The following is a 23,759-nucleotide window of genomic DNA, read 5'->3' on the forward strand; positions in this document are numbered from 1 at the left end:
GAAGCGGGTTTTTCTTACAGACCGATCAAACGCTCTTAGTAAGCCTTGCCAGTCTTGTAGAAGTTCTCGAAGCAGAAGTTGGTCGCTTCGATGTAGCCTTCAGCGCCACCGCAGTCGAAACGCTTGCCTTTGAACTTGTAGGCCATGACGCAGCCGTTCTGGGCTTGTTTCATCAGGGCGTCGGTGATCTGGATTTCGCCGCCCTTGCCTGGCTCGGTCTGTTCGATCAGGTCGAAGATGTCCGGGGTCAGGATGTAGCGACCAATGATCGCCAGGTTCGACGGTGCATCTTCCGGCTTTGGCTTCTCGACCATGCTGTGCACGCGGTAGATGTCGTCGCGGATCATCTCGCCGGCAATAACGCCGTACTTGCTGGTTTCTTGCGGGTCGACTTCCTGGATGGCGATGATCGAGCAGCGGAACTGCTTGTACAGCTTGACCATCTGGGTCAGTACGCCGTCGCCTTCGAGGTTGACGCACAGGTCGTCCGCCAGGACTACGGCGAACGGTTCGTCACCGATCAGCGGGCGACCGGTCAGGATCGCGTGGCCCAGGCCTTTCATTTCGGTCTGACGGGTATAGGAGAACGAGCACTCGTCGAGCAGTTTGCGGATACCGACCAGGTATTTTTCTTTGTCGGTGCCCTTGATCTGGTTTTCCAGCTCGTAGCTGATGTCGAAGTGGTCTTCCAGAGCACGCTTGCCACGACCGGTGACGATGGAGATTTCCGTCAAGCCAGCGTCCAGAGCTTCTTCAACGCCGTACTGGATCAGTGGCTTGTTTACCACCGGCAGCATTTCTTTAGGCATGGCTTTAGTCGCTGGCAGGAAGCGAGTACCGTAACCGGCTGCTGGAAACAAGCATTTCTTGATCATATAAGTCCTTGAAAGGGCTGTGTGTACGAGTTTCGGCGCAGTCTAATCAGGCGGCGTGCACCTTACAATGCCCCGCACTGGCTAACCGATGCCAAGATAGAGAAATATTCTCGCCGATAGTTCCATCGACATTCCGGCACGGCCAGATCAGCGTAGCTCAAAGCGGCCGACAAACTGAATCACCATACGCTCATCGCCCCCCGATGGGAGCATTTGCCGGTATCATGGCGCCTTTGAACCAGCGAACGAGACAGATAGATGGCTGCGGTAAAAATCGTCAACGGGTATGTGATCGACAAGAAAGACGGCAAGTGGACGCTGACCACCACCAATGGCGAACACATCGCCGGGCCTTTCGACAGCGAACAAATGGCGACTGATGTAGCTTCCGTGTTCACGGACACGCCGGCATCGGCGAAACGCCGTGGCAAAGATCAAGACTGATCAGTTGCGATACGCCTGAGCCCTGCCCTTGAGCAGGGCTTTTTTGTGCGCACTTACAAACAAGTGGCCAAACGCTATAACCTTTTCACACCGGCGCTGTCAGAGCGTCTAGTCCCCCTCGCTGAAGACCACGAACATGACCCTGAAAAAATGGCTGCCCCTGATTGCGGTATTGGCACTGGCCGGTTGCGCCACCTCCCAACCCACTTACCTGAACAACGGTGAACAGGGGTTGTCGATCGATTGCTCCGGCGAAGCCAATTCCTGGGCGACCTGTTATGAAAAAGCCGATGCGTCCTGCGCGGGCACCGGTTATCGCATTGTTGGTACCGATGGCACGCCTCAACCCAAGGAAAGCGAGAAAACCCTGGGCGTCGATGTCGGCAACTACAAGAACCGCAGCGTTGTGGTGGTCTGCAAATAGACCCTACATATGAATTTCGGCGAATTTGATTCCCAATCCGCGCACGACTTCGATCAGATCGTCGAGGCGGCTGAAGGATTCGACTTCGTCGTTATCGTCGACCAGAAAGTAACTGCGGCCGGCGCTCTTCTTGAAAAACACGATCCACTCCCCCGAATTTGCCGGGTTCTGGATGACGTGGGTGGCAGAGATCAGGCCCTCTACGTGGCGCTCCCGTACTTGCTCTCGCTTCATCGCAACTCCAGAAATGAAAATGCCGTCACAGCATGACTGCGACGGCATCGGTGCTGATGACTAATAGTCTATCAGCCGGAAATGCACGCATTGGCGGCGGTTTGCACGTCACGCGGACGCACCGGCACATTCGACATGCGCTCGTGCAGTTTGATGCTGCTGCCGCCGGAGCGGTCTTCAATATCAAATACCGCCGCTGCACCAGTGGACAATTTCCCCGGCACGATGACCCGAACCCCGTCCTTGTGCGGCTGCATTTGCAGCGCGCCACGGCTGTTTGCCAGCTTGTCGGCCAGGCATTGGGCATATTCATGGGGTTTCTTGCCGGAGATCACGCTCATGGTCGGCAACGTTTCATTGATTTCGGAAACACTCGCACAACCACCCACAGCCAGAATCAACGGCAGACACACCACACCCCACTTCATACAAAACCTCCGTTAAAGACCGTCCGACAGCACAGATGCCGTTTTTCTCCGGGGCCTTCTGTATTTAACCCGCATCCGATTGCGAATATCTGTTCAAAATTGTCAAACCAGCGCCCGACGGCCAGATAATAACCCGTGCGGGCTGATAAACTGCGCACAATTACAAGCTATCGTTTTGATTTTGTAGAAAAAGCCCTTCTGGAGGCGCCCATGAAATTCATTCACCAGCGCGAACACCTCAACGAAGACGACATCGTCGTCATCCAATGCTCGCAAATGTGCAACATCCGTCTGATGAACGACGCCAACTTCCGCAGCTTCAAGAATGGCGGCCGTCACACCTACCACGGCGGCGCCTTCGACACCTTCCCGGCCCGCATCACCGCGCCGAGCACCGGTTTCTGGAACATCACCATCGACACCGTCAACCGCCGCGCGATCAGCGTGACCCGCAAGCCGACGCTGACTCACTCGATCAAGATCATCCGTCGCTCCAGCAGCAAACTCAGCTGAGACACACCGTCCAACCAGAAAGGAATGCATGACCGTGGCCCAAACGACCAAATACGTCATCAAGTACAAACTCAACGGTGAACGCCGCTTCGAATTCGCGCAGCTGGAAAACGGCACTGAAGAAGAAGCCAAGGCTGAACTGGACAAGCTTCACGAGCAGAAAGACGTGATCAGCGAAATCGCGGTCAGCAAAGCACTGTAAGGCGCGATAGCGAATTCGACCGCAAGCGGCGGAGTGTTCTGTCGCGAGCCCTGAACCAGACTGACTGCTTCGACCATGAGTCAAGGAGTCAGCATGTCGATGTCACCCTCCCGTCTGGACTCGCTCGACCGGGCAAGCCTAGAGCAGCAACTGGATCAGGACGGCTACGCGATCATCCGCTCGCTGCTGCCGGCCGACACGTGCGATCACCTGAGTGCGCTGTACCCGCAGACCGAACCGTTTCGTTCGCAGGTGATCATGGCGCGTCACGGCTTCGGTCGCGGCGAATACAAATACTTTCGCTATCCCCTCCCGACACCGGTAGAACGTCTTCGCTGCGCGCTGTATTCGCACCTGGTGCCCTTGGCCAATCGCTGGTACGAACGCATGAACCTGCCCGAACGTTTTCCGCCGAGCCATGCCGAGTTCCTTCAGCGCTGCCATGCCGCCGGTCAACTACGCCCGCCCCCTATCCTGTTGCAATACGGCGCGCAGGACTACAACTGCCTGCATCAGGACCTGTACGGCGAATCGGTGTTCCCGCTGCAAGTGGCGATTCTTCTGTCAGAACCCGGGAAAGATTTCAGCGGCGGGGAGTTCGTTCTCACCGAGCAGCGTCCACGCATGCAATCTCGCCCGCACGTGCTCGATCTGACGAAAGGTGATGCAGTGATCTTTGCCGTGAACCAGCGCCCGGTCAAAGGCGTGCGCGGTGATTATCGGGTGACCCTGCGTCACGGCGTCAGTCGCCTGCACAGTGGAAAAAGGCATACCCTAGGCATCATCTTTCACGACGCTATCTGACCAGCATGCAACCGAACACTTTCGATCTGTTCGCCGATCACGAACCCGAACAGCGCCCGCGCGCCGAGCAGATTGGCGAGCAATCCTGGGTGCTGCATGGGTTCGCCCTGCCGACGGTAGACCAAATCCTCCCGGCGCTGGATGCCATTCTCGCGGCAGCGCCTTTGCGCCACATGGTCACGCCGGGTGGTTTCAGCATGTCGGTGGGCACCAGCAGTTGCGGGGCCTTGGGCTGGATTACCGATCGCCACGGTTATCGTTACTCCAGCGTCGATCCGCTCAGTGATCGGCCATGGCCAGCGATGCCGGAGGTTTTCTCGGCGCTGGCGCACTCGGCAGCGGCACAGGCCGGATTTGCCGAATTCAACGCTGATTCCTGCCTGATCAACCGCTATGTCCCTGGGGCCAAGATGTCATTGCACCAGGACAAAGACGAAAATGCCTACAGCGCACCGATCGTTTCGCTGTCACTGGGCTTGCCGGCCATGTTCCTGTTCGGTGGCTTCAATCGCAGCGACAAGAGCCAGCGCATTGCCTTGCTGCATGGCGACGTGGTGGTCTGGGGCGGTGTTGATCGCTTGCGTTATCACGGTGTATTGCCGATCAAGCAGGGTCGCCATCCGCGCCTGGGTGAACAGCGGATCAATCTGACCTTTCGCGTGGCCGGATAACCTGCAAAAGTTTGACCGCAAGGCCCGGAGTGTTGCGCCTTGCGATGCTGGTTAACCTGAATCAAACAGGTCAACGGATAACCGCTCATGAAAACGCTTTCGACCACCCTCACGACCGAAAACGATCCACGCTGGGCTGCCGTGGTTGCGCGAGATCCGCAGGCGGACGGGCAATTTGTCTACGCGGTGAAGACCACGGGCATCTATTGCCGCCCTAGCAGCCTTTCACGCTTGCCGAAACCGCAGAACGTCGAGTTTTTCGATACCGCCGAACAGGCCGAAGCCGCCGGCTATCGGCCGAGCAAGCGCGCCAGCAAGGACCAGAGTGATGTGGCCGCGCAGCATGCAGCGACGGTCGCGATTGCCTGCCGCCATATCGAATCGGCCGAAACGTTGCCGGCACTCAACGAACTGGCAGACGCCGCCGGCCTGAGTCCGTTTCATTTCCATCGCGTATTCAAAGCCGCGACGGGCTTGACGCCCAGAGGCTACGCAGCCGCCCACCGCTCGCGCAAAGTCCGCGAGCGCCTGGCAGACGGCGGTTCGGTGACGGATGCGCTGTACGACGCAGGCTTCAATTCCAACAGCCGTTTCTATGCATCGGCGAATCAACTACTGGGGATGAAGCCCCGCGACTATCGCGCTGCCGGAAAGAACAACGACATCCGTTTCGCCGTTGGCCAGTGCTCGCTCGGCGCGATCCTGGTGGCACAAAGCGAGCGTGGCGTCTGCGCGATTCTGCTCGGTGACGATCCGCATCAACTGGTGTGCGATCTGCAGGATCAGTTTCGCCAGGCCAACCTGATCGGGGCCGATGCCGGATTCGAGCAACTGATCGCCAAGGTCGTGGGGTTTATCGAAGCCCCGGCGCTTGGCCTCGATCTGCCGCTGGACGTTCGCGGCACGGCGTTTCAGGAGCGCGTGTGGCAGGCATTGCGGGAAATTCCGCCGGGCCAGACGGCGAGTTACGCCGAGATTGCCCAGCGCATCGGCGCACCGACGTCCATGCGCGCGGTGGCCCAGGCTTGCGGGGCGAACCGTTTGGCGGTGGCGATCCCTTGCCACCGTGTGGTTCGCAGCGATGGCAATCTCTCCGGCTATCGCTGGGGCGTCGAGCGCAAGCGTCAGTTGCTTGAGCGCGAAACGCAGGCTTGATAGATGCTACTCGGCGTGGAGACCGGTCAGCGATTGACGTCCACCACTACCCGTCCACGAAGTTGCCCGGCGAGCAATTTTGGCGCCGCATCGATGGCTTCACTCAGGCCGATTTCATGGCTGATCAATGCCAGCAGCGAGAAATCCAGATCCCTGGCCAGACGCTCCCACGCCTCCAGCCGGCGCGCCTTGGGCTGGGTCACGCTGTTGATGCCGGCCAGGGTCACGCCACGCAAAATGAACGGCGCCACCGACGCCGGGAAATCCATGCCTTGCGCCAGACCACAGGCCGCGACGGTGCCTTCGGAGCGGGTACTCGCGCAGGCATTGGCCAGCGTGTGGCTGCCAACCGAATCGATCACCGCTGCCCAACGCTCTTTGGCCAGTGGCTTGCCGGGCGCTGATAACGTCGCGCGATCGATGATTTCACCGGCGCCCAACTGTTGCAGATATTCATGCTCGGAAACCCGGCCAGTCGAGGCGACAACGCGATAGCCGAGCTTGCTCAACAGGGCGATGGCAAAACTGCCGACGCCGCCGTTGGCCCCCGTGACCAACACCTCCCCCTGTTCTGGCGTCACGCCATTGCGCTCGAGTGCCAGAATGCACAGCATCGCCGTATAACCGGCCGTACCGACGGCCATGGCTTGCGCCGCCGTAAAGGCTTTGGGCAAAGGAATCAGCCAGTCGCCATTGAGTCGCGCCCTCTGCGCCAGCCCACCCCAATGATTCTCGCCGACACCCCAGCCATTGAGCAGTACCTGGTCCCCCACCTTATAGTCGGGGTGCGAACTGGCCTCCACGGTGCCCGCCAGGTCGATGCCCGGCACCATCGGAAACTTGCGTACCACCGGACTGCTGCCGGTAATGGCCAGGCCATCCTTGAAGTTCAGCGTACTGTACGCAACAGCCACGGTGACATCGCCTTCGGGCAATTGCTCTTCATTGATCTGCTGCAGGTTGGCGCGGTAACCGCTGTCGTCTTTGTCGATCACAATGGCGTTGAACATGACTGCCTCGCATGACTGTTTTCAGAATATCGTGCCTTGAAATACCACATCGCAACACTCTGCCACATTCGACTTTGCGCCAATCGGCGAATCCGTCGGGTGTTTCCATGGCGGACGACTATGCTTTTTCGACGGTCGTGGTTTTGCCGTTATTCCTACAGAGATCGGCCTGTCGATGGAGTTGACAATGTCTTATCCGCGCTCGTTCTTCGCGATGTTGATGCTGTGCCTGCTGACGTTCGCACATGCCTGGGCGGCACCGGCCGCTGAGGCCCCGAGCGAACCGGCGTGGCCGCAAGTCATCAGCAACGGCAAAGCGAAACTGACCGTGTATCAGCCGCAACTCGACAGTTGGGACGGCTACACCCTCAATGCCCGCGCGGCCGTTGAAGCCAGCGGTGCCGACGGCAAATCAACCTACGGGATCGTGCAATTCAGCGCCCATACGCTGGTCGACAAGGCCACGCGCTGGGTCGTGCTGGATCAGTACAAAATCATCAAGGCCGATTTCCCGGCCGATGCCAGTCAAGCCGATATCTGGGTCGCAGCCCTGCAGAAAGACGCCGAAAAGCGCAAGAAAACCATCTCGCTCGATCAGCTGGAAGCAGCCGTCGGCGTGCTGTCCGCCGAGCAGAAAGCCAACCTCGCGCCACTGGAAAACACCCCACCAACGATCATCAGTTCCGACGTACCCGCCCTGCTCGTCTATATTGATGGCGACGCGGCCTACCGACCGTTAGACGGCACGGCGCTGCAACGGGTGATCAACACGCGGCCGCTGTTGTTGAAGGACGCGCAAGGCAAACATTACCTGCACGTCTTTGATGGCTGGATGGTCGCCGACCAGCTTGATGGCACTTACACGCGCCTGGCCTCACCGTCAGCGGAACTGGAGAAAGCCAAGCAGGCTGCCATCCAGACCCGGCAAGTGGATCTGCTGACAGGGCAAAGCGCTCCGAAAGACAAGATCCCCAGTCTGGCCAAACCGCCACAACCGAAGATTTTCATTGCCACTACGCCCACTGAATTGCTGGTCACTGACGGCGCGGCGCAATGGTCGCCGATTCAAGGCACAGGCCTGCTGTATGTCACCAATACTACCGGGCACATCTTCAAGGAGATCGGTGATCAGAACAGCTATGTGCTGATCTCCGGGCGCTGGTTTCGCGCCACCGACATGAATGGCCCGTGGACGTTCACCCCGGCGGATAAACTGCCGGCCGATTTCGCCAACATCCCCGACGACAGTCCGAAAGAAAACGTCAAAGCGTCTGTCGCCGGTACGCCGCAGGCCAGGGAGGCCGCCATTGCCGCGACCATCCCGCAGACATCCGCGATCAAGAAAAGCGCGGTAAAAATGACCGAGCCTCAGTTCGATGGCGAGCCGCAACTCAAAGCCATCAATAACACGACGCTGCAATATGTGGCCAACAGCGCCACACCGATCATCCGTGTCGACAACGATAGTTGGTACGCCGTGGAAAACGGCATCTGGTTCACCGCCACCGCTGTCAACGGCCCTTGGGTGGTGGCCAGTTCCGTGCCGGCGGTGATCTATTCGATCCCGCCGAGCTCGCCCCTGCATTACCTCACGTACGTCAAAGTCTATGAGTCCAGCGGCGACACCGTGGTGGTCGGCTACACGCCCGGTTATCAAGGTTCGAATCTGGATCCGGCCACGGGCGTCGTCGTGTATGGCACCGGCTATCCCTACACGCCCTGGGTCGGTAGCGTGTGGTATGGCCCGCCAGTGACTTACGGTTTCGGCGTCGCCATCCGCTATACGCCGTGGACAGGCTGGACCTTCGGTTTCGGTTTTGGCTGGAGCTGGGGTGGCAGCACCGTGGCGATGGGCTGGGGATGGGGCGCGTACCCGTGGTGGGGCAATTACGGTTGGGGTTATGCCTGGGGGCCGCATCTGTACCCGGCGCCACTGGCCTGGGGTGGCGCCGCTTACGGTTATCGCGGGGGCGCAGTGGCCTGGGGGCCTGGTGGCTGGGCCGGCACCACCGGCAACCTCTATCATCAGTGGGGCGATCGGGCCACGGTCAGCCGCTACGGCGCCGGTTACAACGCCTGGACCGGCAATCGCTGGGCCGGTCAGATCGGCGCCTCCTACAACTCACGCACGGGCGTCGCAGCTGCCGGCCAACGCGGTGCCGTGCATAACGTCTACACCGGCAATTACGCGGCCGGGCGCAGTGGCGTAGCGGTCGGACCGAACGGTGGCGCCATTGCCGGCGAACGCGTCACGGCCGGCAATGCGCGCAATGGCACACAAGTCACCGCCAATCGTGGCGCCGTGTACAACCCCAACACCGGCAATACCACTCAATATGGCGGCGTTCGCGGTCGCAATGGCGGCGCGGCACGGGTGGGCGACAACGTTTATGCAGGACACGACGGCAACGTCTACAAAAAGACCGACAACGGCTGGCAATCGATGGCCGGGGCCCGCACTACACGGGCCGCACCGATCAATAACAATGCCCAGTTGCAGAACCTCAACCGTGAATCCGCCGCGCGCAATTTCGGCAATCAGCGGACCAACAATTTTCACAACTCCTCGCAATTCATGAATCGCTCGTTTGGCGGCGGCGGAGGCGGCGGATTTCATCGACGCTGAAAAACTGCATGGGTTGTTCTTAATTTCGGACTGGCTGCAGAACCGGTTTTGCTGCTAAAAACCGGTTCTGCCGTCCCTGCCCGTTTCGTCGTTCGGAGAACCGCTGTCATGAGCCAATGGCCAGATACCCGCATTCTTGACCTCCTTGGCATAGAGTTGCCGATCATCCAGGGCCCGATGGCCGGCGCGACGAATTCGTCCATGGTCATCGCCGTGTGCAATGCCGGTGGCCTCGGTTCGATGCCGGCGGCGATGCTGAGCATCGAGCAATTGCGCGAAGCGCTGAAAACCATTCGCCAACATACCAATAAGCCTTTCAACGTGAACTTCTTCTGCCATCAGCCACCGACTGCCGATGAGCAACGCGCACGTGACTGGAAGCAGCTGCTGGAGCCGTATTACCGCGAACTGGGCGCCGATTTCGATGCGCCGACGCCGGTGTCCAACCGGGCGCCATTCGATGCGGCAGCCTGTGAAGTGCTGGAAGAATTTCGCCCGGAGGTTGTGAGTTTCCACTTCGGTCTGCCAGAAAAATCCCTGCTTGATCGGGTCAAGGCCACCGGAGCGAAAATCCTCTCGTCGGCGACGACGGTCGATGAAGCGATCTGGCTGGAGCAGAACGGCTGCGACGCGATCATCGCCATGGGCTACGAAGCCGGCGGCCATCGCGGCATGTTTCTCAGTGATGATCTGAGCAGCCAGGTCGGCACGTTTGCCTTGGTGCCGCAGGTGGTCGATGCGGTAAACGTGCCAGTGATAGCCGCCGGGGCGATTGCCGACGCGCGCGGCGTAGCGGCGGCGTTTTTGTTGGGAGCCTCAGCAGTACAGGTTGGCACGGCCTATCTGTTCACACCGGAAGCCAAAGTCAGCGCCGCCCACCACAAGGCATTGCGCACCGCCAAGGAGAGCGAAACGGCGATCACCAATATTTTTACCGGGCGGCCGGCGCGGGGCATCCTCAACCGGGTCATGCGTGAACTGGGTCCGGTGTCGCCAAAAGCACCGGCATTCCCTTTGGCTGGGGGTGCACTGATGCCGCTGCGAGCGATAAACGAGGCAGAGTTTGCCAACCTCTGGGCCGGACAGGCATTCACCTTGGGCAAAGACCTCGGCAGTGCCGAACTGACCCGACAATTGGCGGAAGGTGCACTGGCAAAACTCGCTCGCCATTGAAGCTATACAGCGTGAGGATTCTTACCGTCCTCACGCCCGTTTTAACCAACACTTCCTGTTTGGCGGCATTTCGCTATATATTTCGCTATATAGCGAATCCATCCTCGCATCGGCGCAGTCCCCTCCCACAGTAGCTGCCCTCTGCACAAGCCAATAACGGAGCGGTTACATGACCATTCGTGTCTCACGTTTTTCCCCTGCTTGCCTGGCCTCTTTGCTCTGCGTCTTCGCCATCGGCGCCGCTCACGCTGACGAAGTGCAGGTGGCTGTAGCCGCGAATTTCACCGCGCCGATCCAGGCCATCGCCGCCGATTTCGAAAAAGACACCGGACACAAGCTGGTCGCAGCCTACGGTGCCACCGGCCAGTTCTACACCCAGATCAAGAACGGCGCGCCGTTCGAAGTGTTCCTCTCCGCTGACGACACCACCCCGGAAAAACTCGAGAAAGAAGGCGACACCGTCAAAGGCTCACGCTTCACCTACGCCATCGGCACGCTAGCGCTGTGGTCGGCGAAAGAAGGTTATGTTGATGCGCAAGGCGAGGTGCTGAAAAACAACGAATACCAGCACCTGTCCATCGCCAACCCGAAAGCCGCGCCCTATGGTTTGGCAGCCACACAAGTGCTGGAAAAACTCAAACTGACCGAAGCCACCAAAGGCAAGATCGTTGAAGGCCAGAACATCACCCAGGCTTACCAGTTCGTCTCGACCGGCAACGCCGAGCTGGGTTTTGTGGCCCTGTCACAGATCTACAAGGACGGCAAAGTCAGCAGCGGTTCGGCATGGATCGTCCCGGCCAGCCTGCACGACCCGATCAAGCAGGACGCCGTCATTCTGAACAAAGGCAAAGACAACGCCGCCGCCAAAGCCTTGGTTGAATACCTCAAAGGCCCGAAAGCCGCTGCGGTGATCAAGTCCTACGGTTACCAGCGCTAAAATGTCGCTGACGAGTGCCGATTTCGCGGCGATCTGGCTGACCCTGAAACTGGCGTCCCTGACCACCGCGATCCTGCTGGTAGTCGGCACGCCGATCGCCCTGTGGCTGTCGCGCACCAATTCGTGGTTGCGCGGCCCGATCGGGGCGATCGTCGCCCTGCCCCTTGTCTTGCCGCCCACCGTCATTGGCTTCTATCTGTTGCTGGTGATGGGGCCGCATGGGTTTCTCGGCCAGTTCACTCAATGGCTGGGCCTGGGCACTTTGACATTCAGCTTCACCGGGCTGGTGATTGGCTCGGTGATCTATTCCATGCCGTTCGTGGTGCAACCGTTGCAGAACGCATTTTCGGCGATTGGTGCCCGTCCACTGGAAGTGGCCGCAACCTTGCGCGCCAGTCCCTGGGATACGTTTTTCAGCGTCATTGTGCCGCTGGCGCGTCCCGGTTTTATCACAGCAGCGATCCTCGGCTTTGCACATACCGTGGGGGAGTTCGGCGTAGTGCTGATGATCGGCGGCAACATTCCCGACAAGACCCGCGTGGTTTCCGTGCAAATCTACGACCACGTCGAAGCGATGGAATACGCCCAGGCCCACTGGCTGGCCGGGGCGATGCTGGTGTTCTCGTTTCTGGTGTTGCTGGCGCTGTATTCAAGCCGCAAAACCCGCGCAGGCTGGAGCTGATCGATGATTGATGTGCGTCTGAAACGGGCCTATACGGGCTTCAGCCTCGATGTCGACCTGAACCTGCCCGGCCGTGGCGTGACCGCGCTTTATGGTCATTCCGGCTCGGGTAAAACCACCTGCCTGCGCTGTATCGCCGGGCTTGAGCGCGCCGAACAGGGCTTTATCCAGATCAACGACGAAGTCTGGCAGGACAGCGACAACGGCATTTTCGTCCCGCCACACAAACGCGCGCTCGGCTATGTGTTTCAGGAAGCCAGCCTGTTCCCGCACTTGTCAGTAATGGCCAATCTGCAATTCGGCCTCAAGCGCATCGCCAAGTCCCAGCGTCGGGTCGACATGGTGCAGGCCACCGAGCTCTTGGGCATCGGTCATTTGCTCGAACGTCATCCGCAGCATTTGTCAGGCGGCGAACGCCAGCGCGTCGGCATCGCCCGTGCGCTGCTGACCAGCCCGAAACTGCTACTGATGGATGAGCCACTGGCCGCGCTCGATAGCCAGCGCAAACGTGAAATCCTGCCGTACCTGCAACGCCTGCATGACGAACTGGACATTCCAGTGTTTTACGTCAGCCATGCCCAGGATGAAGTGGCGCGACTGGCCGATCATCTGGTGTTACTCAGCGACGGCAAGGCACTGGCCAGCGGCCCGATCGGCGAAACCCTCGCGCGCCTTGACCTGCCGATGGCGATGGGCGATGACGCCGGGGTGATCATTGAAGGCCAGGTCAGCGCCTACGATGCGCAATATCAATTGCTGAGCCTGCAATTGCCGGCCACCGAGATGAGCATCCGCGTCACGCACGCGCCGATGGCGGTGGGCCAGGCCTTGCGCTGCAAAGTCCACGCGCGGGATATCAGCCTGAGCCTGCAGAACAGCGAGTTCAGCAGCATCCTCAATCGACTGCCGGTGACGGTGGTCAGCGAACAATCGGCGGGCAACGCCGCCCACGTATTGATTCGTCTCGATGCGGGCGGCACCCCGCTGCTCGCGCGCATCACACGTTACTCCCAGGATCAGTTGGGCGTGCATCCGGGCCAGCATCTATGGGCGCAGATCAAAGCGGTCGCGGTCCTCGCCTAAATCATTCGGCACCACGGCAACGGCGTGCGGTCAATCGCTTTACAGACCACCGCGCCATCAAAAGGAAATTGCCATGCCCGACACCGTGCTGACTGCCGACCTTCCATCCGACCTGCATTACGTCGACGACACCCAGCCCGGTATCACCCGCAAAAAGCTGCGCGGCAAGTTCAGCTATTTCGAACCGTCGGGCCAGCGCATCACCGATCCGGAAGAAATCAAACGCATCAATGCCCTCGCGGTACCGCCGGCCTATACCGACGTGTGGATCTGCACCGACCCGCGCGGTCATCTGCAAGCCACCGGCCGTGATGCCCGTGGCCGCAAGCAATATCGCTATCACCCGCGCTGGCGCGAAGTGCGCGATGCCGACAAGTATTCGCGGCTGCGCGAGTTCGGTCTGGCGTTACCGAAACTACGCAAGCAACTGGAAGCGTTGTTGGCCGCGCCCGGTTTCAGTCGCGACAAGGTCATGGCCACGGTGATCACTCTGCTCGACGCCACACTGATTCGCGTCGGCAACACGCAATACGCCCGGGATAATCGCTCCTACGGCCTGACCACCCTGCGCAGCCGCCATGTCGAAGTCAACGGCAGCGCGATCCTGTTCCAGTTCCGCGGCAAAAGCGGCATCGAACATCAGATCACCGTCAAGGATCGACGCCTGGCGCGCATCATCAAGCGTTGCCTGGAGATTCCCGGGCAGAACCTGTTTCAGTATCTGGATGAAAACGGCGAGCGGCACACCGTCAGCTCTTCCGACGTCAACGCTTACCTGAAGGCCCTGACCGGCGCCGATTTCACCGCCAAGGATTACCGCACCTGGGCCGGCAGTGCCTTGGCGCTGGCAGTGTTGCGCGAGTTGCAATGGGAGTCCGAGGCCGAGGCCAAGCGGCATGTGGTAGAGATGATCAAAGGCGTCGCCAGGCAGTTGGGTAATACCCCGGCGGTGTGCCGCAAATGCTATATCCACCCCGCTGTGGTGGAGAAATTCATGCTGGGCGCCCTCGCTGAACTGCCCCGTCCGCGTATGCGCAAAGGTCTGCGTACCGAAGAAGTGGCGCTGGCGATGTTTCTCGAGCAAATGAGCGAGATGACCGACGCCCCTTGATCCGCTGTAAAACGTCATCTAGGCTAGCCACCTTCTCCTCCTTCGGACGACCGCAGAAGTGAACACCCCGGCCTTCTAAAAATGTAATCGCGACACGCCGTTTCTCGGTGCTTGTCAGTTTTCACGACATTTTTTGGAGGTGCCGATGACTTACGTCTCGCGTACACCCGCACTCGCTTCCCTGAATCAACTGGGCTTTCAGTTCGCCGATGGCACAATACTGTTTGAAGACCTGAACCTGACTTTCGATCATCGACCGACCGCGATCGTCGGCCGTAATGGTGTCGGCAAAAGCGTGCTCGCACGCCTGATCGCCGGCCAGTTGCAGCCCACCCGCGGCAGCGTGATACGCCTGGCTTGCGTGCATTACGTCGCGCAAACGTTCCTCACCCCACCCGGGCAAACCGTAGCCGACGCAACGGGGACGGCCTCGGTGCTCAATGCACTGGAACGCCTGAACCACGGTTGTGCGACTGCCGACGACTTCGACCTCATCGGTGAACGCTGGGATATGGCGGAGCGTTTGCGCCAGATGCTCGATGATGCCGGGTTGGCCGACATCAATGCTTGCGATCTGACGGAGCACCTCAGCGGTGGTCAGCAAGCCAGAATTGCCTTGATCGGCGCGCTGCTGAGCCAGGCGCCATTGCTGGTACTCGACGAACCCACCAATCACCTCGACAGCGCCGGTCGACAATGGCTTATGCAGTTGCTTGAGCGCTGGCGTGGCGGACTGGTCATCGTCAGTCACGACAGGCAATTACTGGAACAGATGCAGCGAATTGTCGAACTTACGTCTTTGGGAGCAACGGTCTTCAGCGGACAGTTTGCGGAGTTCACCGAGCAACGCCGGATACGTCAACAGGCGGCGCAGGCGCAACTTGATCAGGCCCGTATCGAACGTCAGCGTGAGCGTACGCGGCTGCAGCGTGAACACGACACAATCCAGCGTCATGCGGCCGGCAGCCGCCGTAACGCACAAAGTGCCAACGTTTCGGGCTTCGAGCGCGGAGCGTTGAAAGCGGCCGCGCGAGATATCATGGGGCAGGTAAAAATTGGCCACCAGGCGCGCAAGTCCGAACTGGATGAGCGCGTGCGTGAAGCGTACACAAACGTCCTGCCGGACGACGGCGTGATGATCAATCTGCCGGGGAGCGTGGTGCCGGGCAATCGGCGGGTGTGCACGCTGATTGACGCGTGTTTGCCATGGTTACCGGCAGGATCTCCCTCCTCCCGCCTCGACCTCGCGATTCAAGGGCCGATGCGCATCGCTGTCAGCGGTCACAATGGTTGTGGCAAATCGACGCTGTTGAAATTGCTGGCAGGTGAATGGGCGCCGGTGAGTGGCGAGTGCATCACGCATGTGCCTTTTGCCTTTCTCGATCAACAGCTGAAACTGCTGGATCAGCAAACGTCGATCGTCAATCAGTTACAGGCACAGCAGACGCTTCTGAGCGAAGGTGAGTTGCGCGGCTTCCTCGCGCATCTGCAACTGGACGCCCAACGCGTGACCCGGCCCTGCGCATCACTCAGTGGCGGCGAACGCTTGAAGGCAGCCCTCGCGCTGGCGTTGTGGCGCCAGACACCCGCGCAACTCCTGTTGCTGGATGAGCCCACCAATCATCTGGACCTGGCGTCGGTGCAAGCTTTCGAACAAGCCTTGCAGACATTTCCTGGAGCGATTGTCGCGGTTTCCCACGATCAGGCGTTTCTACGGGCCTTAAAACCCAGCCACGTTTTGAGCTGGCACCCCGAGGGGTGGCGCTGCCAGCCGACGAGCTGAGCTGTCTATTTTTTGCACGATTGCCGGGGGCTTCTATAGTTGATCTGACACGAATCAACTGCGGTGACGCCATGGAAGACATTTTCGTCGTGAAGCGTTGCAACAAGATCATCATTCACGGTCGACGCGCCGGTGACAGCCAGCATGATCCAGCCGAAGCGCAGAGCTGGTTTCGCATCTGCGATACGCGTACTCGAGGCTTTATTGGCGATGGCTACGACGCAGAGCCCGACGCCAAGCGCGAATGCCAGCGCCTCAACGCAGCGAGTTCCCCACTACCGGCCCGCGAGTCATCCGGCTGATGCCGATCAGAAGCGGGTCTATACTGAAAACAGCTGAGGGAGCAGCGCCCCACGGCAGAAGGCTCGCAAGATGCGGGCTTTTTGCTGCAGCTCAGGTTTCATAGAACGGAGGTGTTCCATGTCCGAAAAAGAGTCCATCACCACCCTCCTCACCCTGCTCGACGCTCGCCAAGCGCGCCTCGCCGCCGCCTGCAAAGAGATCGCCGACTGGGTCGATCACCAAGGCGGACACCCCACCGCCCTGCGCATCCGTGACCGGCTGAACGACATCGAGAAGGATGCTCCGCTGATTCGCAATACGCTGTCGGCGTTAAAGCCTGTTGATCGGCCGCTGCCCAGGTTCAGATGACCTCGGTCTGGCCAAGGCTCAGGAATTGCCCCACCCGCGGTGACAGACGGTCACCGCGCGCGCGTCTGTCCGTTATGTTTATTTCGCCGGTTTTCACGTGACGAACACATCTGCGCGAATGCAGTGAGATCACTCCTTTGCAAAGTAACACCTACACACCGAACAGCGGCAGTCCCTGAGTTGTCAAAACTTATACACGTCGCAAAGGAGACGGTCATGGTTATCCATTTCAACGTCGACGGGCATCTGGCCTGCGGCCATAAAGGCAAACAACTGTCGGCAAGCCGCGAGCTCAATCGTGTGAAGTGCCGCAGTTGCCGCAATACCGATGCCTACAAACAGGCACGAAAAGATCAGCGCAACGCAGCGCGTCGAATGGCGCGTCAGACCAACGCTACGCACGGCGCGACAACCTGGCGCGCAGAATGGATCGAGCGCCTGACTGCCATGGCCGGCCTTCAGCGCTTGCCTCGCGGCTTCAGCGGACAGGCATTTGTCTAGCACTGCGTATTGGCAAGGCACAAAAAAGGCCTGCATGAGCAAAGTCATGCAGGCCTTTGATATTCATGGTGTAGCGCGGCACTTTCCGAACCTCCATGTGGACTGAATCCTGTCAATCCAGTGAGCCTCGCTGTAGCACAAATGAGGCACCGAAGGATGAACATACGTTCATCGAAAACATGGCTCGATGCGTCTAGGCTGCGGGTTCCGACATAGTGACTACAGGAGTAACCCACCATGTTCTCGCACGAAAGCATCCCGCTTGTGGCCATCTTCATCATCATGCTCATCGGCGTGCTTGTGGCCTTTTTACACCCTGTGCACGCGCTCTTGAGCTGGATTCGGAGACGGAGCGAACGATCTTCATCTGGCGAATCGAAAGAAGTGGATTCGCGCTGAATTTTTCCTCAGGCCCGGCTACGTCCGGGCATCTTTACATAAATCGAAAGGGCAAAAAGGTCATGCCTGACAAGTAAATTGCGGACCAGAAACGAACAAGGGCCTGCATCAGCTTTCGCCGGCAAACCCTTGATAAAAGATGGTGCCCGAAGCCGGAATCGAACCGGCACGCCCTTACGAGCGGGGGATTTTAAGTCCCATGCGTCTACCAGTTTCGCCATTCGGGCGGTAGCGCGGTGCTGCTGTCGTCTGCTGCACAGTTGCGATCCTGACAGGATCCAACCTTGAACAGCAGTGCGGGAAATATATACATCACTTCCCGGTGAAGCAAGTTTGCAATGACCATTTTCAAGACTAAATCTTGCGGTAATTACCAATAAAAAAGCTCCGTAAATCATGGATCTACGGAGCTTATTCATAGTGGAGGCCGAGGTCGGAATCGAACCGGCGTAGGCGGATTTGCAATCCGCTGCATAACCATTTTGCTACTCGGCCTCAAAGCATCTGCTGTCAGTAGCACAACAACAAACACATAAAACTGGAGCGGGAAACGAGACTCGAACTCGCGACCCCGACCTTGGCAAGGTCGTGCTCTACCAACTGAGCTATTCCCGCTTGGTGATGCGCATTCTATAGAATTAAGAAGCTCCGTCAACCCTTTGATTCAAAAAAGTTTTATTTCTTTTCAACATCGGTCTTCAGGTGCGGCCAGGCAGCCCGAAGGTATTGAACCATCGACCACAACGTCAGGCCGGCAGAGACCATCAGCAAGGCGTAACCCAGAATCACCCAGAAGCTGAAGTCCTTCGGGTTGGCTAACAGAATCACCAGCGCGAGCATCTGCGCTGCGGTTTTCCATTTGCCGAGATTCGAAACGGCTACATGGGCACGGGCACCGAGTTCGGCCATCCACTCACGCAGTGCCGACACTACAATTTCCCGACCGATGATGACAGCCGCAGGCAATGTGAGCCAGAGATTGCCGTGTTCCTGGACCAGAAGCACCAGTGCCACCGCAACCATGAGCTTGTCGGCTACCGGATCGAGAAACGCACCGAACGGCGTGCTTTGCTCCAGACGGCGCGCCAGGTAACCGTCCAGCCAATCTGTCGCTGCCGCAAAGGCGAACACCGAGGCAGAGGCCATGTAACTCCACTGATAAGGCAGATAGAACAGCAAAATGAAGATCGGTATGAGGAGGACGCGTAGAACGGTAATCAGATTAGGGATATTCATCGGCACAACTGGCTACGAGGTGAAGGGGCATTCTACTCGCTATGCAGGTTCGCATAAATCGACTCTGCGAGCTTTTTACTGATCCCCGGGGCTTTGGCGATCTCTTCGATGCTTGCACGAGACAGCTCCTGCAATCCACCAAAATGTTTCAACAAGTCGCGACGCCGGGTCGGTCCGACGCCCGCAACCCCTTCCAGCGTTGACGTACGGCGGGTTTTGCCTCTGCGTGCGCGGTGCCCTGTAATCGCGAAGCGGTGAGCCTCATCGCGGATCTGTTGAATCAAGTGCAGCGCCGGTGAATCGCCACGCAAGGTGAACTCATGCGCTGCATCATTCAGATACAACGTTTCGAAGCCGGCCTTGCGCGTGGCGCCTTTGGCGACACCGAGCAGGATCAGATCCGGCACTGCCAGTTCGTTGAGAACGTCTCGCGCCATCGACAGTTGGCCCTTGCCGCCGTCCACCAGCAGAATGTCCGGCAGCTTGCCCTCGCCTTCCTTGAGTTTGCTGAAGCGTCGCGTCAGGGCCTGATGCATGGCGGCATAGTCGTCACCCGCCGTGACCCCTTCGATGTTATAGCGTCGGTAGTCCGATTTGATCGCGCCTTCCGGGCCAAACACCACACAGGACGCGACCGTCGCCTCACCACTGGAATGACTGATGTCGTAGCACTCCAGACGCTGGGGCGGCTCGTCCAGATTCAATACTTCGGCCAAGGCCTCGAACCGCGCCGCCGTGTGTTGACGGTTGGCCAGACGCGCACCCAACGCCTGTTCTGCGTTGGTTACCGCCAATTGTTGCCAGCGCGCGCGCGTACCACGCACGCGATGACTGATGGCCAACTCGCGACCACGCAACTCATGGATCGCTTCGATCAGTGTCGGAAAATCCTCGTGCACGACATTGACGATCAGTTCACTCGGCAAGTCGCGCTCGGGGCTGCTGATGAAGTATTGGCCAAGAAACGCGGCCATGACTTCCGACACATCCTCTTCGATACCGACTTGCGGGAAGAAATTCTTGCTGCCCAGCACACGCCCGCCACGGACGCTGATCAAGTGGACACAAGCGCCACCCGGGTTGACGAATGCGGCGATAACATCGATATCGCCTGTGCCGCCTTCCATGCTTTGTTGATCCTGGACCCGGCGCAGCAGTGCGATCTGATCGCGCAACTCGGCAGCTCGCTCGAACTCGAGATTGATCGCCGCCTCCTCCATCGCCGTGGACAGCTCGTTGGTCAGCGCGTGACTGCGTCCTTCAAGGAACATGACCGAGTGACGCACGTCTTCGGCATACACCTCAGGCTCGACCAGCCCGACGCAAGGCGCTTTGCAGCGTTTGATCTGATACTGCAGACATGGCCGGGTACGGTTCTTGTAGTAGCTGTCTTCACATTGGCGAACGAAGAAAGCCTTCTGCAGCAGACTCAGGCTTTCGCGTATGGCGCCAGCACTCGGATAAGGGCCGAAATACTTGCCCTTGGCCTTTTTGGCCCCGCGATGAATGCTCAGGCGCGGGAATTGGCCGTCGGACAGAAACACGTAGGGATAGGATTTGTCATCGCGCAACAGAATGTTGTACGGCGGCCGCCACTCTTTGATCAGCGTTTGCTCAAGCAGCAACGCCTCGGTTTCGTTGGCGGTGATGGTCGTTTCGACCTGCGCAATGCGACCCACCAACGCGGCGGTTTTGGGTGCCAGACCGGTTTTGCGAAAGTAGCTGGCCAGACGCTTTTTCAGGTTCTTGGCCTTGCCCACGTACAACAGGCGCGCATCGCTGTCGAACATGCGATAGACGCCTGGACGCCCGCTGACTGTCGACAGGAACGCGCTGGAATCGAATGTTTCAGTCATGGTCAGAGGCTGGCATCAACCATGCCATGGCGAACCGCCAACAGTGTCAACTCGACATCGCTGCTGATCGAAAGCTTCTCGAAAATACGGTAGCGATAGGTGTTCACGGTTTTCGGCGACAGACACAACTTGTCGGAGATGATTTGTACCTTCTGACAGCCAACGATCATCAAGGCGATCTGGATTTCCCGCTCGGACAAGGCATCGAAGGGAGAATCATTGGAAGGCTGAAACGACTTGATCGCCAATTGCTGGGCGATTTGCGGACTGATGTAGCGTTGGCCGGCAAAAACCAGGCGAATGGCCTGAACCATTTCCGGCAATCCCGCGCCCTTGGTCAGATAACCCGCAGCACCTGCCTGCAGCAAGCGTGTCGGGAAAGGATCCTCTTCACACACCGTAACCGCGACCACCTTGATGTCCGGATGACTGCGCAACAGTTTGCGCGTGGCTTCCAGGCCGCCGATGCCAGGCATTTTGACGTCCATCAGCACCACATCGGGCTTCAACTCTCGGGCCTTGATCAGGGACTCTTCCCCGGATTCGGCCTGGCCGACCACCTGCAAGCCATCGATATCGGCCAGCATACGTGTAATGCCTGTACGAACGAGATCATGGTCATCGACCACTAGCACCCTAATCAAGCAGACACCTCGCGATATGGTCATATTGGAATGCGGGACACCTTAGCAAAAAGTGCCAGACAGACCTAGCAGAAAGCGTCATTTAAAAAGTTTCAATTCATCATTGAAGGCTTACCGGCTGCGGGTTTCAGAGCACATGTGTACTGATATCCAGCTGCATCCGCAGAAAACACTCGTCTGCGCCCTGAACCTGTAGTCCTTTTCTTTCGTACAAGTTTCTCGCCGGATTATTTTCAAATACAGTCAGGCGCAAAGCCGGACGTCTTTCTGTGCGGGCCAAGTCGATAACCTGATCAATCGCCCAGGAACCTGCGCCCCGGCCCTGAAACGCTTCAGCAATCTGCAACTCGCGAATGTACAGCGCGCGCAAATCCCGACTGAGACTGAGAAAGCCCACCCGCACATCACCCTGCACGATCAGCCAGTTCTGACGCCCGGGCCACGCTACGTCAAATGCATCGTCCTGCCACAACAGTTCATAGTGAATGTAATAACGCAGCATGTTCTGACAGGTGAGCGCGCGGGCAAAGGGCAGATCTTCGGAACGCGCGAGGCGTAACTGGAATGTCATTGAGTCTGAGCTCCGGAAACAACTCGCCCCTGCCAGGCAGATCGACACGGGGCATCCCTGGTCATCAAGCGAAGTGCGGAGTGTCACAACTCCAGCGCAACTCTGGCAATAGGCGTTTCAATGAAGACGCGATAGCAATTTCTGATTGCTGAGCCGTATCGGCCTCTAGTAAGCTCGCCCCATTCATCGGAGACAGACCATGTTCAACGCCCTCTCACAGCTTCGTTCCGCCAGCGCTTTGCGTTTGGTAGCGGCTGCGCGGGTGAGTAACGTTTGCGCTCCGGTCAGCTTTTATTTTGGGTATTGGTTTAGCCACTGGCGCGCCTGACACCCAAACGGCGCCCATAACAACGGGTCGCCTACCAGAGAATTCTCAACCCCCGGTCGGCCTCCCGACCGGGGGTTTTGTTTTTTCAGCCCGGAATTTTTCAGCAACACACCAGACACTTTGAGGAATCACTAAATGAACTACGCCACTTATTACCGTCACGACAGCTTCAGCGCCTGGCGATTTACCAGCTTCCGCTCGGGACAGCCTGCCGCCTCCGATCGGTCACCTACAGGTGGCAAGCACACACACGTAGCCAATACGGCCAACTGTCGAACACCCCAGTAGGGCCGAGCGAGCGGGAAGAACCCGCCGCCCGCCCAGGAAGACCGAATATGAACTCGTCCGTTTCTGCTCTGCCGCTGTCCACCCTGAACCCTGCCAACGAAGCACTGACCCTGCGTCTGCCCAGCTCGTTGCAACTCAAACAGCAATTGCCCCTGAGCAATGCCTTGAGTCAGCAAGTCACCGCCCACCGTCAGGCGGTTCGCGCCATTCTCAATGGCCAGGACCAGCGTCTGCTGGTCATCGTCGGCCCCTGCTCCATCCATGATCCTCAATCTGCAATTGAATACGCTGGCAAGCTCGCTCGACTGGCTGAAGAAGTCAGCGGCGAAATGCTGTTGGTGATGCGGGCCTATGTCGAAAAGCCGCGCACCACGGTTGGCTGGAAAGGTCTGGCCTACGATCCGCATCTGGACGGCAGTGACGATATGGCGGGAGGCCTCAAGCTGTCGCGCGAGCTGATGCTGGAAATGATCCGACTCGGCTTGCCAGTGGCCACAGAATTGCTACAGCCCATGGCTGCCGGGTACTTCGACGACCTGTTGAGCTGGGTCGCGATTGGCGCGCGCACAACCGAGTCGCAGATTCACCGGGAGATGGCCAGTGGATTGAGCATGCCTGTCGGCTTCAAGAATGGCACCGACGGCGGTGCAGCCGTCGCCGTGGACGCCATGCGCTCGGCAGCCCATCCGCACCGGCATTTCGGCGTCGACAGCCAAGGTCATCCAGCCATCATTCAAACCCCAGGCAATCCCGACACCCATCTGGTTCTCCGTGGCGGCCATAAAGGGCCGAATCATGATCGCGAAAGCGTTGCGAAAATCCACGCCGACCTGACTCGCCTGAAGATTCCAAGCCGGATCATGGTCGATTGCAGCCACGCCAATAGCGGCAAGGATCCTTTGCGGCAGCCCGGTGTCTTCAACGAAGTGCTTGAGCAACGCCTGCACGGTGACCGTTCTGTGATCGGCATGATGATTGAGTCTCACTTGTTCGAAGGCTGCCAGCCGCTGAGCGAATCCCTGCGTTATGGCGTGTCGATTACCGACGGATGTCTCGGTTTCAGCGCAACGGAACGTTTGCTGCTTGATGCCTCTCGGCGCCTCGCTGCGCAGGACAGACTCTGATCGCCA

At 58.8% G+C, this 23,759-nt stretch carries 27 protein-coding genes and 3 tRNA genes; 19 read left to right on the forward strand and 11 right to left on the reverse strand.

The features are described 5' to 3' along the window. Positions 1–35: 35 nt before the first annotated feature. Positions 36–875 (reverse strand): UTP--glucose-1-phosphate uridylyltransferase GalU, encoded by an 840-nt coding sequence (gene galU, locus ACM6IV_RS09300; RefSeq protein ID WP_007912230.1) that lies wholly within the window; start codon positions 873–875, stop codon positions 36–38. 258 nt (positions 876–1,133) lie between these two features. Between galU and ACM6IV_RS09305 the strand changes: the two genes are divergently transcribed. Continuing rightward, positions 1,134–1,319 (forward strand): hypothetical protein, encoded by a 186-nt coding sequence (locus ACM6IV_RS09305; RefSeq protein ID WP_008082671.1) that lies wholly within the window; start codon positions 1,134–1,136, stop codon positions 1,317–1,319. Between the two features lie 136 nt (positions 1,320–1,455). Continuing rightward, positions 1,456–1,743 carry a hypothetical protein gene (locus ACM6IV_RS09310; protein WP_414869705.1) on the forward strand — a complete coding sequence of 96 codons (288 nt, stop codon included), beginning with the start codon at positions 1,456–1,458 and terminating at the stop codon, positions 1,741–1,743. Positions 1,744–1,746: 3 nt separating this feature from the next. On the opposite strand, the gene ACM6IV_RS09315 is transcribed toward ACM6IV_RS09310, so the two are convergent. Continuing rightward, entirely contained in the window at positions 1,747–1,977 is a 231-nt protein-coding gene (locus ACM6IV_RS09315; RefSeq protein ID WP_414869706.1) for a hypothetical protein, read from the reverse strand. Positions 1,978–2,048: 71 nt separating this feature from the next. Next, positions 2,049–2,405 (reverse strand): hypothetical protein, encoded by a 357-nt coding sequence (locus ACM6IV_RS09320; protein WP_414869707.1) that lies wholly within the window; start codon positions 2,403–2,405, stop codon positions 2,049–2,051. A 210-nt stretch (positions 2,406–2,615) separates the two neighbouring features. Between ACM6IV_RS09320 and ACM6IV_RS09325 the strand changes: the two genes are divergently transcribed. The 5 genes from ACM6IV_RS09325 to ada all read left to right on the forward strand — a co-directional run bounded on the left by ACM6IV_RS09325 (position 2,616) and on the right by ada (position 5,750). Beyond that, positions 2,616–2,918, forward strand: coding sequence for a DUF1883 domain-containing protein (locus ACM6IV_RS09325; protein WP_057400164.1), 303 nt, complete (start codon positions 2,616–2,618; stop codon positions 2,916–2,918). 28 nt (positions 2,919–2,946) lie between these two features. Continuing rightward, positions 2,947–3,120, forward strand: a complete 174-nt coding sequence (locus ACM6IV_RS09330) for a hypothetical protein (RefSeq protein ID WP_414869708.1) — start codon at positions 2,947–2,949, stop codon at positions 3,118–3,120. Between the two features lie 93 nt (positions 3,121–3,213). Further along, a complete protein-coding gene (locus tag ACM6IV_RS09335) occupies positions 3,214–3,924 on the forward strand; it encodes a 2OG-Fe(II) oxygenase (protein ID WP_414869709.1) in 711 nt (236 codons plus the stop codon). A 5-nt stretch (positions 3,925–3,929) separates the two neighbouring features. Beyond that, positions 3,930–4,595, forward strand: coding sequence for a DNA oxidative demethylase AlkB (gene alkB, locus ACM6IV_RS09340; protein ID WP_414869710.1), 666 nt, complete (start codon positions 3,930–3,932; stop codon positions 4,593–4,595). Between the two features lie 87 nt (positions 4,596–4,682). Then, a complete protein-coding gene (gene ada, locus ACM6IV_RS09345) occupies positions 4,683–5,750 on the forward strand; it encodes a bifunctional DNA-binding transcriptional regulator/O6-methylguanine-DNA methyltransferase Ada (protein ID WP_414869711.1) in 1,068 nt (355 codons plus the stop codon). Between the two features lie 26 nt (positions 5,751–5,776). Here the strand turns inward: ada and ACM6IV_RS09350 are convergent, their stop codons facing one another. Then, positions 5,777–6,760, reverse strand: coding sequence for an MDR family oxidoreductase (locus tag ACM6IV_RS09350; protein WP_414869712.1), 984 nt, complete (start codon positions 6,758–6,760; stop codon positions 5,777–5,779). A 187-nt stretch (positions 6,761–6,947) separates the two neighbouring features. On the opposite strand from ACM6IV_RS09350, the gene ACM6IV_RS09355 reads away from it, so the two are divergent. The 11 genes from ACM6IV_RS09355 (at position 6,948) to ACM6IV_RS09405 (ending at position 17,706) form a co-directional block, all read left to right on the forward strand. Beyond that, positions 6,948–9,386 carry an autotransporter gene (locus tag ACM6IV_RS09355; protein WP_414869713.1) on the forward strand — a complete coding sequence of 813 codons (2,439 nt, stop codon included), beginning with the start codon at positions 6,948–6,950 and terminating at the stop codon, positions 9,384–9,386. Between the two features lie 108 nt (positions 9,387–9,494). Continuing rightward, positions 9,495–10,559: an NAD(P)H-dependent flavin oxidoreductase gene (locus ACM6IV_RS09360; RefSeq protein ID WP_414869714.1), complete on the forward strand. Its 1,065-nt coding sequence runs from the start codon at positions 9,495–9,497 to the stop codon at positions 10,557–10,559. Between the two features lie 169 nt (positions 10,560–10,728). Further along, entirely contained in the window at positions 10,729–11,496 is a 768-nt protein-coding gene (gene modA / locus ACM6IV_RS09365; protein WP_414869715.1) for a molybdate ABC transporter substrate-binding protein, read from the forward strand. 1 nt (position 11,497) lies between these two features. After that, complete coding sequence (gene modB / locus ACM6IV_RS09370; RefSeq protein WP_414869716.1) at positions 11,498–12,178, forward strand: molybdate ABC transporter permease subunit; 681 nt, start codon at positions 11,498–11,500, stop codon at positions 12,176–12,178. Positions 12,179–12,181: 3 nt separating this feature from the next. Further along, complete coding sequence (gene modC / locus ACM6IV_RS09375) at positions 12,182–13,261, forward strand: molybdenum ABC transporter ATP-binding protein (RefSeq protein ID WP_414869717.1); 1,080 nt, start codon at positions 12,182–12,184, stop codon at positions 13,259–13,261. 73 nt (positions 13,262–13,334) lie between these two features. After that, entirely contained in the window at positions 13,335–14,372 is a 1,038-nt protein-coding gene (locus tag ACM6IV_RS09380) for a DNA topoisomerase IB (RefSeq protein ID WP_414869718.1), read from the forward strand. Positions 14,373–14,517: 145 nt separating this feature from the next. Continuing rightward, on the forward strand, positions 14,518–16,155 hold the full coding sequence (locus ACM6IV_RS09385; protein ID WP_414869719.1) for an ATP-binding cassette domain-containing protein: 1,638 nt from the start codon (positions 14,518–14,520) through the stop codon (positions 16,153–16,155). 71 nt (positions 16,156–16,226) lie between these two features. Further along, positions 16,227–16,457 carry a hypothetical protein gene (locus tag ACM6IV_RS09390; protein ID WP_414869720.1) on the forward strand — a complete coding sequence of 77 codons (231 nt, stop codon included), beginning with the start codon at positions 16,227–16,229 and terminating at the stop codon, positions 16,455–16,457. Between the two features lie 118 nt (positions 16,458–16,575). Continuing rightward, positions 16,576–16,806: a hypothetical protein gene (locus tag ACM6IV_RS09395; protein WP_008082703.1), complete on the forward strand. Its 231-nt coding sequence runs from the start codon at positions 16,576–16,578 to the stop codon at positions 16,804–16,806. 216 nt (positions 16,807–17,022) lie between these two features. Beyond that, positions 17,023–17,307 (forward strand): hypothetical protein, encoded by a 285-nt coding sequence (locus ACM6IV_RS09400; protein ID WP_414869721.1) that lies wholly within the window; start codon positions 17,023–17,025, stop codon positions 17,305–17,307. 237 nt (positions 17,308–17,544) lie between these two features. Beyond that, on the forward strand, positions 17,545–17,706 hold the full coding sequence (locus ACM6IV_RS09405) for a hypothetical protein (RefSeq protein WP_414869722.1): 162 nt from the start codon (positions 17,545–17,547) through the stop codon (positions 17,704–17,706). Positions 17,707–17,846: 140 nt separating this feature from the next. Here ACM6IV_RS09405 and ACM6IV_RS09410 read toward each other — a convergent pair. The 7 genes from ACM6IV_RS09410 to ACM6IV_RS09440 form a co-directional block, all read right to left on the reverse strand. Then, a tRNA-Leu gene (locus tag ACM6IV_RS09410) sits at positions 17,847–17,933 on the reverse strand. Between the two features lie 194 nt (positions 17,934–18,127). Continuing rightward, positions 18,128–18,201 (reverse strand) — tRNA-Cys (locus tag ACM6IV_RS09415). 44 nt (positions 18,202–18,245) lie between these two features. After that, positions 18,246–18,321: transfer RNA gene (locus ACM6IV_RS09420), tRNA-Gly, on the reverse strand. Positions 18,322–18,381: 60 nt separating this feature from the next. After that, a complete protein-coding gene (gene pgsA, locus ACM6IV_RS09425; protein WP_007950102.1) occupies positions 18,382–18,942 on the reverse strand; it encodes a CDP-diacylglycerol--glycerol-3-phosphate 3-phosphatidyltransferase in 561 nt (186 codons plus the stop codon). Positions 18,943–18,974: 32 nt separating this feature from the next. Then, on the reverse strand, positions 18,975–20,798 hold the full coding sequence (gene uvrC / locus ACM6IV_RS09430; protein WP_414869723.1) for an excinuclease ABC subunit UvrC: 1,824 nt from the start codon (positions 20,796–20,798) through the stop codon (positions 18,975–18,977). 2 nt (positions 20,799–20,800) lie between these two features. Then, on the reverse strand, positions 20,801–21,442 hold the full coding sequence (gene uvrY, locus ACM6IV_RS09435) for a UvrY/SirA/GacA family response regulator transcription factor (RefSeq protein WP_016984198.1): 642 nt from the start codon (positions 21,440–21,442) through the stop codon (positions 20,801–20,803). A gap of 127 nt (positions 21,443–21,569) precedes the next feature. Further along, a complete protein-coding gene (locus tag ACM6IV_RS09440) occupies positions 21,570–22,013 on the reverse strand; it encodes a GNAT family N-acetyltransferase (RefSeq protein WP_414870245.1) in 444 nt (147 codons plus the stop codon). A gap of 663 nt (positions 22,014–22,676) precedes the next feature. On the opposite strand from ACM6IV_RS09440, the gene ACM6IV_RS09445 reads away from it, so the two are divergent. Further along, entirely contained in the window at positions 22,677–23,753 is a 1,077-nt protein-coding gene (locus ACM6IV_RS09445; RefSeq protein WP_414869724.1) for a 3-deoxy-7-phosphoheptulonate synthase, read from the forward strand. Positions 23,754–23,759 lie beyond the last annotated feature (6 nt).

This window comes from Pseudomonas sp. IT-347P (assembly GCF_949768005.1).
Lineage (GTDB): Bacteria > Pseudomonadota > Gammaproteobacteria > Pseudomonadales > Pseudomonadaceae > Aquipseudomonas.

Bases quoted from the DNA above. Each gene is read 5' to 3' on its own strand.
- ACM6IV_RS09380 (WP_414869718.1), top strand. From the start codon at position 13,335: ATGCCCGACACCGTGCTGACTGCCGACCTTCCATCCGACCTGCATTAC.
- ACM6IV_RS09360 (WP_414869714.1), top strand. From the start codon at position 9,495: ATGAGCCAATGGCCAGATACCCGCATTCTTGACCTCCTTGGCATAGAG.
- ACM6IV_RS09395 (WP_008082703.1), top strand. From the start codon at position 16,576: ATGTCCGAAAAAGAGTCCATCACCACCCTCCTCACCCTGCTCGACGCT.
- ACM6IV_RS09350 (WP_414869712.1), bottom strand. From the start codon at position 6,760: ATGTTCAACGCCATTGTGATCGACAAAGACGACAGCGGTTACCGCGCC.
- ACM6IV_RS09390 (WP_414869720.1), top strand. From the start codon at position 16,227: ATGGAAGACATTTTCGTCGTGAAGCGTTGCAACAAGATCATCATTCAC.
- ACM6IV_RS09330 (WP_414869708.1), top strand. From the start codon at position 2,947: ATGACCGTGGCCCAAACGACCAAATACGTCATCAAGTACAAACTCAAC.
- ACM6IV_RS09445 (WP_414869724.1), top strand. From the start codon at position 22,677: ATGAACTCGTCCGTTTCTGCTCTGCCGCTGTCCACCCTGAACCCTGCC.
- ACM6IV_RS09355 (WP_414869713.1), top strand. From the start codon at position 6,948: ATGTCTTATCCGCGCTCGTTCTTCGCGATGTTGATGCTGTGCCTGCTG.
- ACM6IV_RS09305 (WP_008082671.1), top strand. From the start codon at position 1,134: ATGGCTGCGGTAAAAATCGTCAACGGGTATGTGATCGACAAGAAAGAC.
- ACM6IV_RS09440 (WP_414870245.1), bottom strand. From the start codon at position 22,013: ATGACATTCCAGTTACGCCTCGCGCGTTCCGAAGATCTGCCCTTTGCC.
- uvrC (WP_414869723.1), bottom strand. From the start codon at position 20,798: ATGACTGAAACATTCGATTCCAGCGCGTTCCTGTCGACAGTCAGCGGG.
- galU (WP_007912230.1), bottom strand. From the start codon at position 875: ATGATCAAGAAATGCTTGTTTCCAGCAGCCGGTTACGGTACTCGCTTC.
- ada (WP_414869711.1), top strand. From the start codon at position 4,683: ATGAAAACGCTTTCGACCACCCTCACGACCGAAAACGATCCACGCTGG.
- ACM6IV_RS09320 (WP_414869707.1), bottom strand. From the start codon at position 2,405: ATGAAGTGGGGTGTGGTGTGTCTGCCGTTGATTCTGGCTGTGGGTGGT.
- pgsA (WP_007950102.1), bottom strand. From the start codon at position 18,942: ATGAATATCCCTAATCTGATTACCGTTCTACGCGTCCTCCTCATACCG.
- ACM6IV_RS09315 (WP_414869706.1), bottom strand. From the start codon at position 1,977: ATGAAGCGAGAGCAAGTACGGGAGCGCCACGTAGAGGGCCTGATCTCT.
- ACM6IV_RS09385 (WP_414869719.1), top strand. From the start codon at position 14,518: ATGACTTACGTCTCGCGTACACCCGCACTCGCTTCCCTGAATCAACTG.
- ACM6IV_RS09325 (WP_057400164.1), top strand. From the start codon at position 2,616: ATGAAATTCATTCACCAGCGCGAACACCTCAACGAAGACGACATCGTC.
- alkB (WP_414869710.1), top strand. From the start codon at position 3,930: ATGCAACCGAACACTTTCGATCTGTTCGCCGATCACGAACCCGAACAG.
- ACM6IV_RS09310 (WP_414869705.1), top strand. From the start codon at position 1,456: ATGACCCTGAAAAAATGGCTGCCCCTGATTGCGGTATTGGCACTGGCC.
- modB (WP_414869716.1), top strand. From the start codon at position 11,498: ATGTCGCTGACGAGTGCCGATTTCGCGGCGATCTGGCTGACCCTGAAA.
- ACM6IV_RS09335 (WP_414869709.1), top strand. From the start codon at position 3,214: ATGTCGATGTCACCCTCCCGTCTGGACTCGCTCGACCGGGCAAGCCTA.
- modC (WP_414869717.1), top strand. From the start codon at position 12,182: ATGATTGATGTGCGTCTGAAACGGGCCTATACGGGCTTCAGCCTCGAT.
- ACM6IV_RS09405 (WP_414869722.1), top strand. From the start codon at position 17,545: ATGTTCTCGCACGAAAGCATCCCGCTTGTGGCCATCTTCATCATCATG.
- ACM6IV_RS09400 (WP_414869721.1), top strand. From the start codon at position 17,023: ATGGTTATCCATTTCAACGTCGACGGGCATCTGGCCTGCGGCCATAAA.
- modA (WP_414869715.1), top strand. From the start codon at position 10,729: ATGACCATTCGTGTCTCACGTTTTTCCCCTGCTTGCCTGGCCTCTTTG.